Origin of the sequence: Gulosibacter sp. GYB002, from assembly GCF_036577665.1 — a bacterium.
GTDB classification, from domain to species: domain Bacteria; phylum Actinomycetota; class Actinomycetes; order Actinomycetales; family Microbacteriaceae; genus Gulosibacter; species Gulosibacter hominis.
The window spans coordinates 298529-310017 of sequence record NZ_JARBDD010000014.1 but is presented as its reverse complement, the minus strand read 5'-3'; the positions used below and the strand labels follow the sequence as shown (position 1 = coordinate 310017).

The 11489-nt window shown below is 63.6% G+C and carries 7 protein-coding genes and 1 pseudogene; 2 read left to right on the top strand and 6 right to left on the bottom strand.

Annotated elements, in window-relative coordinates:
* Window position 1 precedes the first annotated feature (1 nt).
* From PV375_RS09405 to amrB, 4 genes are read right to left on the bottom strand one after another with little or no spacing between them, the layout of a single operon-like run.
* Window positions 2-898, bottom strand: coding sequence for a patatin-like phospholipase family protein (locus PV375_RS09405; protein WP_332107071.1), 897 nt, complete (start codon window positions 896-898; stop codon window positions 2-4).
* Between the two features lie 11 nt (window positions 899-909).
* Complete coding sequence (gene amrS / locus PV375_RS09400) at window positions 910-2028, bottom strand: AmmeMemoRadiSam system radical SAM enzyme (RefSeq protein WP_332107070.1); 1119 nt, start codon at window positions 2026-2028, stop codon at window positions 910-912.
* Window positions 2016-2573 (bottom strand): AmmeMemoRadiSam system protein A, encoded by a 558-nt coding sequence (gene amrA, locus PV375_RS09395; protein WP_201615159.1) that lies wholly within the window; start codon window positions 2571-2573, stop codon window positions 2016-2018. Before amrA ends, amrS begins: the two co-directional genes overlap by 13 nt.
* Window positions 2570-3409, bottom strand: a complete 840-nt coding sequence (amrB, locus tag PV375_RS09390) for an AmmeMemoRadiSam system protein B (RefSeq protein ID WP_332107069.1) — start codon at window positions 3407-3409, stop codon at window positions 2570-2572. The genes amrA and amrB overlap by 4 nt, the downstream gene beginning before the upstream one ends.
* 82 nt (window positions 3410-3491) lie before the next feature.
* Here amrB and PV375_RS09385 point away from each other — a divergent pair, with 82 nt between their 5' ends.
* On the top strand, window positions 3492-4112 hold the full coding sequence (locus PV375_RS09385; RefSeq protein ID WP_332107068.1) for a hypothetical protein: 621 nt from the start codon (window positions 3492-3494) through the stop codon (window positions 4110-4112).
* Window positions 4113-4364: 252 nt separating this feature from the next.
* Window positions 4365-5941, top strand: a pseudogene (locus tag PV375_RS09380) (OFA family MFS transporter).
* 106 nt (window positions 5942-6047) lie between these two features.
* On the opposite strand, the gene hrpB reads toward PV375_RS09380, so the two are convergent.
* Window positions 6048-8576 (bottom strand): ATP-dependent helicase HrpB, encoded by a 2529-nt coding sequence (gene hrpB / locus PV375_RS09375; RefSeq protein WP_332107067.1) that lies wholly within the window; start codon window positions 8574-8576, stop codon window positions 6048-6050.
* A gap of 118 nt (window positions 8577-8694) precedes the next feature.
* On the bottom strand, window positions 8695-11481 hold the full coding sequence (locus PV375_RS09370) for a cation-translocating P-type ATPase (protein ID WP_332107066.1): 2787 nt from the start codon (window positions 11479-11481) through the stop codon (window positions 8695-8697).
* Between the last annotated feature and the right edge of the window lie 8 nt (window positions 11482-11489).

Genomic DNA, 11489 nt, shown 5'->3' with positions numbered 1-11489 from the left:
GCTACGCCGGCAACTCAAGAAACTCACGTATTGCCGGCAACTCGCGCTCGATCTGCGCGCCGCCGAGTTCATACATACGCTGCAGCTTGCGCACATCCGTTTCGGAATTCGACACGGTCAACCCCTCGGGGCAAAACAGGTAGGCGCGCCCGCTGCGCTCCAGATCAAACAGTTCGGCACGGGTGCGATTATAGCGCAGCGGACGCTTCACCACCGCATCCGCAATCGCCGGATAGCGGCGGAAAATCGCCCGTAACCCCGCCGACGTGACACTGCCGCCGAGCGGTTTTACATAGTTGCGAGGCCGTGTGAGCACCACCACAAAGCGTTCGAATCCCGCAGCCTTCGCCGCATCCAGCGCAAACCCGCCCGTGGGGCCGAGCGCGCCGTCAAAATACATGTGACCGTCAATCGTCGCCGGGGGCATCCACACCGGCAGCGTCGACGAGGCACGCACCCGCACCATCAGATCGTGCAAATCCTGCACATCATCGCGGCCCCAATACACCATCCGACCCGTGTCGGCCTGCACCGCACCGACCGCAAATTGCGCCGGATGCACGCGGTACGCCTCCCAGTCGTAGGGGAGCGCCTCACCGGGAAGCCCGGTTTGCTCATAAATATATTCGGCATGAAAACGACCCTTGCCCTGCATCCAGGTGTGCCAACTGCCAAAGTGGGGGTCGGCGGCCAAATCCACAAACGACTCGCGGGCACGGGCAACATCACGGCTCAAATAGTTCGCGGTGCAGCTCGCGCCGGCAGAAATGCCACCCACCCACGGGAAATCAATCCCCTCGGCAATCAGCCGCGCCACTACCGCCGAAGTGAAACTGGCGCGCATCCCGCCACCCTCAAAAATGAGAGCCGTTTTTGCCAGAGCGTCAGAATGCGTCATGTCGAACATTGTTACAAGACTCGGTTACGGCTGCCGGCGACCAACGGATGGGAACCGCGCCGGGATGTAATCCGCACCGGGACCCGACGGCCGTCAAAGTTTCCCAGCCGCTCGGCAAATCGTCCCGGCACCGCGCGACCGCAATCCGGGCAGCAGCCGTCGGCTGTCAATCGATATTCGCGCACCCGATGCCAATCGCGCACGATCAGCCCGACACCGCACCCCGGGCACCAGGTGGTCCCGCCGCGGGCATCACGCACATTGCCGGTGTACACAAAACGTTCACCGGCATCGATGGCGATCTGGCGAGCCCTCGAAAGCGTTGCCGGTGGTGTGCGCGGAACATCGCGCATCCGGTGATCGGGATGAAAGGCCGTGAAATGATGCGGCACATCCGGCCCCAGCTCGTTCACAATCCAATTCGCCATCCGCTCGATTTCGGCATCCGAATCGTTATGGCCGGGAATCAGCAGCGTGGTGATCTCTAACCAACAATCGGTTTCATGCCGAATAAAACTCAGCGTGTCGAGCACCGTCTGCAACCGGGCACCCGTAATTCGACGATAAAAGTCGTCGCTAAAGCCCTTGAGATCGATATTCGCGGCATCAACCGCGCCATACAGTTCGGCGCGCGGCTGCGGTGAAATATACCCCGCACTCACCGCAACCGACTTCACACCGCGCTCACGGCAGGCGGCAGCAATATCGATCGCATACTCGGCAAAAATGGTCGGATCGTTATAGGTGAACGCCACCGAATCACAGCCGGTGCGAAGCGCTGCCTGCGCGATCGCCTCGGGCGTGGCCTGATCGGCGAGGCTGTCGATCTCGCGCGAAGTCGAAATATCCCAGTTCTGGCAAAATTTGCAGCCGAGATTACAGCCGGCGGTGCCAAAACTCAGCACCGAGGTGCCCGGATAAAAATGATTCAGCGGCTTTTTTTCAACCGGATCGATACAAAACCCGCTTGAGCGGCCATAGGTGTCGAGCACGATCTGCTCGCCATCGCGCATCCGCACAAAACAAAAACCGCGCTGACCATCGCGCAATTTGCACTCGCGAGGGCACAGATCACACTGCAGGCGGCCATCGTCAACCGCATGCCACCAGCGGGCCGCTACTCGCTCCACTCTCGCACCTCATAGCGCTGCAACTCAATGTTCGGCGACCAAAAATGCTCGTCGAGCCGGGCTTTGCGTTTCAGACTGCGCAAAAACTGTGCCGGTTCGGGAAGCTGCTGCCACACCTGCGGAAGATAGGTGGCCCGGTGACGCCCCGACCGCAGAATCACCCCGTCGATACCGGGCCGCAGCGCCGCGATCGCCCCCGCCTCGGTGCCGCCGTACTCAATCGCAACCGGTGTCGTAAGCAGCGACACACTCACCGTCACCCGCTCGAGTTCAGCCGCGCGCAGTGGCGCAAACCGCGGGTCATTAAACGCTGCGGCCAGCGCATTTTCGATGACATCGTCACGGATGCTGCGATACGCCGAAAGCGTGCCAATACAACCGCGCAGCGCGCCATCAATTTCGAGGGTCACAAAAGTGGCACCCGGATGGTGCAGCGCATCATCACCACCGGGCCAATCGGTGTGCGCGCCGAGCTCGGACGCGATCGCGGCCCGCGCGAGCCGCACCAGTTCCTGTCCCTGTTCGTCAGTGAGTGCGTGCGTCATTCAGCATCCCCCTGCTGTGTCATTGAATCGGGTCGTGGTGCGGTAAAGGTCAGCGAGGCATATCCGACAACTCGGTCGTGATCACCATAGGACGTATCGCCTGAGTTCGCGGCCGCAACAAGCTCAGCCTGCCAGCCGGATGCGGCGGCGTGGTGCAGCAGGCCGTTCACTGGGCGCACCCCACACGCATCCCCGGGAAGCAGCTGCGCCTCACAGCGCAGCATCCGCTCGATAGTTTGCGCATCGCGCAGCCGGGCCTGTGCATAGTCGAGATAGTGCGATAGATCGCTCGATACGAGCACGAGCGCATCCGGCACCGCGGCAAGTGCCCGGCTGATCACCTGCGCGGCGAGCGCCGGCGTCACCTCGCTCACGGCAAGCGGCGCCACCGTGAGCGGCACCTCATCCTTCGCGGCCAGCCGCTGTAAAAACGGCAGGTGCACCTCGAGCGAATGCTCCTGCGCGTGCACCTGCGGCGCCGCCACCACAGCTGGCGACTTGCGCACCGCGGTCATCATCTCGGCATCGAGCGGCACCTCGCCCAGGGGAGTGGCGAACGCAGCCACCGCCGGGTCGGCAACACCCCGAATCGCCATCCGATGCGTGGGCCCGAGCAGCAGTACCCGAAGGGGCCCGGTAACCGGAATACAGTTATACCCGGATGCGGCAATCGCTCCCGAAAACCGGTAGCCAGCGTGCGGAGCGATCAGCGCCCGCAAATTTGGCACCGTGGCGTGCGGGTGCTGTGCCAGCAGCTGATCGACCTGCGCGCGCAGCTCGCCCGGTTCGGCGGGATAAAACATTCCGGCGACGGCCGGCTGGCGCACGCTGCTCATATGACCAGAATGGCACCCGTGGCTGAGTGGCCCCGCAACGCCCTCGCGCTGCGGCATAATGGGAGAGCTGAAAGGAGTCGAGATGGCCGATGCTGCCGAGAGGTCGGCTGAGTTCGACGCTGAAGTCGATCGACTCGCAACCGAGGGCCTGATGATTGCCCGTTCGGTGCTGCGGATGCGCGTAAAAAACCGAATCATCGTCGAAGTGATGGGCAAAGATCAGCGGCTGCCTCGAAGCCACTACGACCAACTCGTGCTCGCTGAAATCGACCGGCTGGCCGAAGAAAGCGATGCGGCCGCCGAGCGGCTCACCGCCACCCGAAATCTCGTTCGCACCAAGGGCAGCCAGGCTTACCGCGGGAACCCCGCCGAAAACCTCGACCCCGCTTCGCTGCAACTACGTAGCGAAGCCGAAACCGCGCTTGCGAAGCTGCTGCGCGGCCAGCGCGACGACGAACAATTCCGATCTGAAGTCGCCACCCAGGCACGGCAAGACGCGATGGACGAAATGTTCCGGGCGCGGATGCTGCAAGACACGGCAATTCCGCCGGAACAAGACGACCCGGTTGAACGCAAAAACCGGCTCATGGGGCTTGTGGATGACCTGCGTCGTGACGCCCACAAACACGAGCTGCGGCAGCGCCGTCGCGAACGCTGGGCTCGCGTCACCTCGCCGTTCCGATCGCTATTCGGCCGTGGCTAACGCGCAGTGCTATTTAGCCGGTGCTTAACGGGCCGGTACTTATTGGGACCGGGGCTTATTGGGCCCGCTGCCTATTGGGCCGGTGCGGGCAAAGTAATCACGCGGCGAAATGAATGCGGTTTGTAAATTCGTCGTCAGCGCGAAATTCGCGCGTTGATTTCGAAATATTGGCCAAATCAACGTATCGTGCTGTCCGATTAACTATTGGCACCGATCGCATCGGCGCGATCGGTCGTAGTCGGGAGAACCTCTATGTCTACTGCACCAGCATCCACCGCGCGTCGCGGCGGGCTCGCCGGATACCTTGACCGGCGCAACATCATCGCACCTATGGGATATAACCGGTGGCTCATCCCACCCGCAGCTCTCGCCGTACACCTGAGCATCGGTCAGGTGTACGCAACCAGCGTGTACAAAACCTCGCTCGCCGCGCACTTCGGCGTGGGGCCACCGAAATCGGTGTGATCTTCTCGATCGCCATCGTCATGCTCGGCGTCTCGGCCGCAGTGCTCGGCACCTGGGTTGACCGCAACGGTCCCCGCAGAGCCATGTTCTTCTCGATGTGCTTCTGGGTGACGGGCTTCCTCATCGGCGCACTCGGCATCGCCACGCAACAGCTGTGGCTGCTGTACCTCGGATACGGGTTCATCGGCGGCATCGGTCTCGGGATCGGTTACATCTCACCGGTCTCAACCCTTATCAAGTGGTTCCCCGACCGGCCGGGCCTGGCAACCGGCCTCGCCATCATGGGATTCGGTGGCGGTGCGATGGTGGCAAGCCCCATCTCGCGCCAGCTCATGAGCCTCTACGACCCCGCCTTCGACCCCAGCGATAAAGCCGCGGTGGTCAGCGGCTCGGCGGTGGCGCTGCTATTTGTCACCCTCGCTGCCATCTACCTGGTGCTCATGCTCATCGGTGTCGCCAACATCCGCCTGCCGCATCCCGACTGGAAACCCGAAGGTTGGACGCCCGCCCCCGCCAAGAGCAACTCGATGATCACCGACAAGTCGGTGTCGGCAAAGAATGCCATCCGCACCCCGCAGTTCTGGCTGCTGTGGATCGTGCTGTTCACCAACATCACCGCCGGTATCGGCATCCTCGAGCAGGCCAGCCCCATGATCCAAGACTTCTTCCGCCAGCCCGATGGCACCTCGACTGTGACCGCGGCAGCCGCCGCCGGTTTTGTTGGCCTGCTATCGCTGTTCAACATGGCGGGCCGATTCGTGTGGTCGTCAACCTCAGACAAGATCGGCCGCAAACCGATCTACATGATTTATTTGGGCGTCGGGATGCTGATGTTCGCCGGCCTGGCGCTACTCGGCCACACCTCGGTGGCCCTGTTCGTGCTGTTCGCCGTGATTGCGCTGTCGTTCTACGGCGGTGGCTTCGCCACTATCCCCGCCTATTTGCGTGACATGTTCGGCACCTACCAGGTGGGCGCCATCCACGGCCGCCTGCTCACCGCCTGGTCGGCCGCGGGTGTCGCCGGGCCGTTGATCGTCAACGCGGTGCTCGATGCGCAGGGCAAGCCCGGCGAACTCGATGCCGGTGCCTATCGGGTTGCGCTGTTCATCATGATCGGTGTGCTCGCGGTCGGTTTCATCGCCAACCTGCTGGTGCGCGCGGTCGACTCGCGCTTCCACGAACCCGAAGATGTTGTCAAAGCACACCTCGACGAACTCAACGGACGCAGCGAAATCGAGCAGGTGGGTGACAAATCACTACCGGGCGCCGGTCGCCTCGTATTCTCGTGGCTGATCGTCAGCGGCATCCTCGCCTACGGTGTGATCCTCACCGCCATCACCGCGGCGCGGCTGTTCATCCACTAACGGCTAGCCAGTCGGTAGCAAAAACCGTTCGGTTCCCGGTGCGGGCCGAACGGTTTTTTGCTGCCGAATTCGGTGCACGGGCGTGGGTCGGTACCGGCCTACGCCGCTACCGGCCCGACTTTTTCGTGCCCCGCTGCGGCGGTGCAGTCAACGGATCTTCCGGCCAGGGATGCTTGCTATAGCGGCCGCGCAGCTCGGCCCGCACCTGCGGATACCCCTGCTGCCAAAACGAGGCGAGATCCTCGGTGATCGCCACCGGCCGCTGTGCCGGTGACAACAACTGCATCACTAGCGGCGCACGGCCACCAACCAGCCGAGGTGTGTCGAGCATCCCGAAACACTCCTGGAGCTTCACCGAACAGCGCGCCGGCGCATCCGCATCGCCCGCCTCGGGATATTCGATGCGGATTTTTGAGCCGGTGGGCACCTGCAAATATTCCGGCACCAAATCGGCGAGCCCGGCGGCCTCGGGCCGGGGCAGCAGCCGCTGCAGTGCCGGCAGCAGATCGAGCGAGCGCAGCGAGGCACCGTCCGCGACCCGTGCAAACTCGGGGCCGAGCCAATCGGCACCCAGCTCGCGAAGTGCCGCATCCGAAACATCCGGCCACGGCGCACCCAAATAGCGATGCACAAACGCCAACCGGTTGCGCAATTGCTGGGCCGCTGCCGACCAGTGCAGCAGCTGCGGTCCCTGCCGGGCGAACTCATCACGCACACACGCCAGCACCTGATCGGGTGCGGGCGACACCGCCGTTTCGGCAAGCGTGATCGCTCCGAGCCGCTCATATTGGCGGGCGCTGACCCGACCGTCAACCAGCGCAGTTTCGGTAGCGGTCGTGTGCATCGAAGGGGCCACCTCAAGCGCGAGCTGCCTGGTGATAGGCACCGCGGCGCGAATCTGCGCCCCCGAACCATCCGCGGCGTGACCGCGAGTCACATCGGTGGCAACCAGCCACTGCTGACCCATCAGCGCCGCGTCACGGTGCAGCTGCGCGCCGGTGCCGCCGGCGAAAAGATACGACCCATCGCCGCCGCGGGCGCAGGCGATGCGTTCGGGATGCGCGGCGGCCGCCACGAACGCCAGTGCCTGTTCTGCCGAGAGATCAGTCGACTCCGCGGCATTCGTGACGCTACCGAGCAGCCGCTGCAGCCGGTCGCGTTCGCGGCGCCACTGGCGGGCGGCCAGACCATCACCGTTTCGTAGTTGCCGATCGAGTGCCGCGAGATCACCGCGTGGTGCGCGCTGGGTCGATTGCAGGGTGGCAACACATTCGGCGGCCGCAGCCGGCCCGATGCGCGGCGCGGCGTCGATGAGCGCGCGGGCGAGGCGAGGATGCATCGGAAACCGAGCCAGGTGTTCGCCGCGGTCGGTAATCGTGACCGTTTCGTTGGCGGCAATCGTGACCGCATCCAGCAGTTGCAGCGTCCGCTGTGCTCGGCGCAGGGCATCGGGTGCGGGAGGGTCGGGGAACGTGAGATCTCGAGCAAACGGATCACCCCACAGCGCCAGTAGCAGCGCCGTTTCGGTGAGATCGACGGTGTCGATTTCGGGTTTGCGTACGGCAGCAAAACTCGCCCACTGCGCCTCACTCACGCAGCGATACACGACTCCCGGGCCAACGCGCGCGGCACGGCCGGCACGCTGCCGACCCGAATCCTGCGACACCGATACGGTCACCAGCCCCGAGATGCCGCGGGCAAGATCAAGCCGCGGCTCACGCGTAAGACACGAGTCAACCACGATGCGAATATCGGGAACCGTGAGCGATGATTCGGCAACCGCGGTGGCGACAACCGCGCGCGGCGCACCGTTCGGCGCCGGCCGCAGTGCGGCATCCTGTTCGGCGGGCGAGAGCGAACCGGTCAGCGAAACCGCCTCGACTCCGTCGGCACGCAAACTTGTCACCACCCGCTCGACCTCGCGATGGCCGGGCAAGAACACCAGCGCCGAATGTTCGGGATGCGTGGCCATCGCTTCGCGCGTGGTGGCGGCGACATGGTCAAGAAACTCGCGGCGCACACCGCGTTCATCCAGCCGGTGGCCGGCGAACGGCACCCAGTGTTCGGTGAGCGGATGCAATTCCATCGGCACCGAGAGCACGGGCGCATCGCCGAGCAGTGTCGCCCACTGTGCAGCGTCGAGGGTTGCCGACATCGCCACCACGGAGAGATCGTCACGCAGCTGTGCAATCTGCTGGCTGAACGCAAACGCGAGATCGGCATCGATACTGCGCTCATGCACTTCGTCGAGCACCACGGCCGACACACCCGGAAGGTCGGGGCTGTGCAACAGCCGGCGCACGAGCACACCCGCGGTAACGAACTCGACGCGCGTGTGCCGCGACACTTTGCTGTCGTCCCGCACCGTGTAGCCCACAAGGTCGCCCAGGGCGGTGCCGGTGAGGGATGCGAGGCGCCTCGCCGCGGCCCGCGCCGCCACCCGACGGGGCTGAGCGACAAGCACGCGACCGGTGCTGAGGTTGGCGAGCACCGGCGGCACCACCGTGGTTTTACCAGAACCCGGGGGAGAGGTGATCACGGCTGCGCGATGTTCGGTGATCGCCGAACGCAGCGGTGCCGCTAGCGCGAGCGCCGGTAGGTCGCGGCCGATGGCATCGACATCAAAACTGGTCAAGTGAGCACAATCCTCAGGCGGGAGATCGGATGCTCCCAACCATATCGGGCCGCCGGCAGTGGCGATTGGCGCGTGGCCGACAGTGCCCGCCGGGTAGCTGCTGTGTGAGGCGGCGGGGCTATTCGTTGCGATTGCCGACAACTGCGCGATGCACCAGCTTGCGCAGCTCATCGGCCCACAGCACCGTCGAGGCAAGCCCGATCGCCATCACCCACTGCTCTGTGTTGAGGGGAACGGTGCCAAACGCTTGATTGAGCAGCGGCACGTAGACCACCGCCACCTGGAGTAACACCGAAAGGCTGATGGCACACCACAGCCAGCGATTCCGGAACATTCCGTTGAAGCCGCTGCGCGCATCCGAACGACAGTTGAACACGTTAAACAGCTGGGCGACTACGAGCACCGTGAACGCAACCGTGCGTGCGTGGGCTTCGTCAGTGGTGTGCGGGCCGTCAATGAGGCCGCCGGGTAGGAAAAAATCGAAGGCAAAGAGGGTGGCTGCGGCCATGACCAGCCCCACAAACACAATCGTGAACCACATTTGGCCGTCGATTACGCGATCGGTGAGCCGACGCGGCGGATGCTGCATCACATCGGTTTCGGTGGGGTCGACTCCCAGAGCCAGCGCGGGCAGTGAATCGGTGAGCAGGTTGATCCACAGAATCTGTGTGGCGAGTAGCGGCAGGATCACGGTGCCGTCATCGAGCCGCAGTCCGAGCATCGCGCCAAACAGTACCCCCAACAGCATGGTGAGCACCTCGCCCATATTTGACGACAGCAGATAGCGTAAAAATTTGCGGATATTCGAAAAAATGCCGCGGCCCTCGCGTACAGCCGCCACGATCGTTGCAAAGTTGTCGTCGGCGAGGATCATATCGGCCGATTCGCGGGTGACCTGGGTTCCGGTGATCCCCATGGCGACCCCAATATCCGCCGATTTGAGTGCGGGCGCGTCGTTTACGCCGTCGCCGGTCATCGAAACCACTTCTCCATCAGCGCGTAGCGCGTTGATAATCCGCAGCTTGTGCGCGGGTGCCACGCGCGCAAATACCGAGGTTTCACGCACGGCCGCCGCAAACTCCTCGTCGCTGAGGCGGTCAAGTTGCGGGCCGGTGAATGGCACTGCAGCGTTTGCGGTATCGACAATGCCCAGATCGGCGGCGATTCTGTTGGCGGTGCGGGGATGGTCGCCGGTGATCATGACGATACGAATGCCGGCGCCCTTCGCCTCGGTAATAGCGGCGGCAACCTCGGTGCGCGGTGGGTCAACAATGCCGAGCACGCCGTGCCAGATGAGCCGCGACTCAAGCTCATCATCTTCGGCGTGCTCGTCTGCTGCCGCCGCCGGGCGGGCAGCAACTGCGAGGGTGCGATAGGCCCGCTCGGATAGCCCGGTCACCTGTTTCAGGATGGTGCTGCGCATTTGCGGGGTGAGTGGCACCACCTCACCGTCGACCAGTGCCCGGTCACAGCGTTCGATGAGCACATCCGGTGCGCCCTTGGCGACAACGCTGCGATCGCCCGCATCGGTTGCGACCAGGATCGACATGCGCTTACGGGCCGAAGTGAATGGCACCTCGCGCAGCCGGTTCACCTGCGGCGAGGGGATGCCGTGCCGATGGAGTGCGAGCTGAAAGGCGGCCTCAGTGGGATCGCCGAAGATTTCGGGGGCGGCATCACCGCTAAACCGCACCTCTGCATTGTTGACGATGGTGCCAAGCTGCAGCACCCGTGCGGCCTCGGATGCATCAGCGTCACCAAACGAACGTCCGTCGCGCGAAACCTCCGAGAGGTCTACCGTTTGCCCCACGGTAACGACACGCTCAATGGTCATCTCGTTTTGGGTGAGGGTGCCAGTTTTATCCGAGCAGATGACGGTGGCTGAGCCGAGTGTTTCGACTGAGCTGAGCCGTTTTACGATGGCTCGACGGGCCGCCATCCGCTGCACGCCGAGCGCCAGCACGAGTGACAAAATCGCTGGCAACCCCTCGGGTACGGCAGCCACCGCCAATGAGACACCGAGCAGCAAAATAGTGATGAGGCTCGCAGCGGAATGGTCGGGCGTAACCGCATAAACAGTGACCATTACCACCACAGCGATCAGCAGCACCAGCACGGTGAGTGCCCTGCCCACCGCGGCGATTTCGCGCTCAAGCGGCGTTGCTTCGACCTCGGTGGCATCGAGCAGTTCGGCAATTTTGCCCACTTCGGTGCGCATCCCGGTGGTGCACACCACCGCGCGGGCAACTCCCTGGGAGACCGCGGTGCTCGAAAAGACCATGGTGTGTCGATCGCCCAGCGCCGCATCCTCGGCGACTGTCGCGGTCGCATCCTTTTCTACCGGCACCGATTCACCGGTCAGTGACGCTTCCTCCACCAGCAGCTGGGCCGCCTCTAAAACGCGCGCATCGGCCGGCACTGTATTTCCCTCTTCGAGGAGGATGATGTCTCCCGGCACGAGCTCGATGCTCGGTACCTGTTGGCGCGCCCCGCCACGGATGACCGTGGCCTGCGGCGAACTCATTTTTGCCAGCGCGGCAACGGCGGTGGAAGCGCGCTCTTCCTGCACAAAACCGATGACCGCATTGAGCAGAATGATCACTAGAATGACGAGCGCATCGACCGGAACCGAGGTTGATCCCTCCACTAGCCAAGCGGAAAACGAAATGACGACCGCCGCAAAAAGCAGATACACGAGTGGATCGCGGAACTGCGTGAGGAACCGTCGCCAGCCGGGCACTGGAGGCGCGCTACGCAATTCGTTATCGCCATATTCCTGACGACGTCGATGAGCCTCGTCAGCGGTGAGCCCGCTGTCAAAATCGGTCTGTAGCTGTGCCGCCACTTCGGTGAGCTCCCGGGCGTGCCAGGGGAATGTGGATGGTGTGGTGACGGAAGTGTTCACGGTGGCAG

Coding starts and splice junctions, on each gene's coding strand:
- PV375_RS09405 (WP_332107071.1), bottom strand. CDS start 898: ATGACGCATTCTGACGCTCTGGCAAAAACGGCTCTCATTTTTGAGGGT.
- amrA (WP_201615159.1), bottom strand. CDS start 2,573: ATGACGCACGCACTCACTGACGAACAGGGACAGGAACTGGTGCGGCTC.
- amrB (WP_332107069.1), bottom strand. CDS start 3,409: ATGAGCAGCGTGCGCCAGCCGGCCGTCGCCGGAATGTTTTATCCCGCC.
- PV375_RS09385 (WP_332107068.1), top strand. CDS start 3,492: ATGGCCGATGCTGCCGAGAGGTCGGCTGAGTTCGACGCTGAAGTCGAT.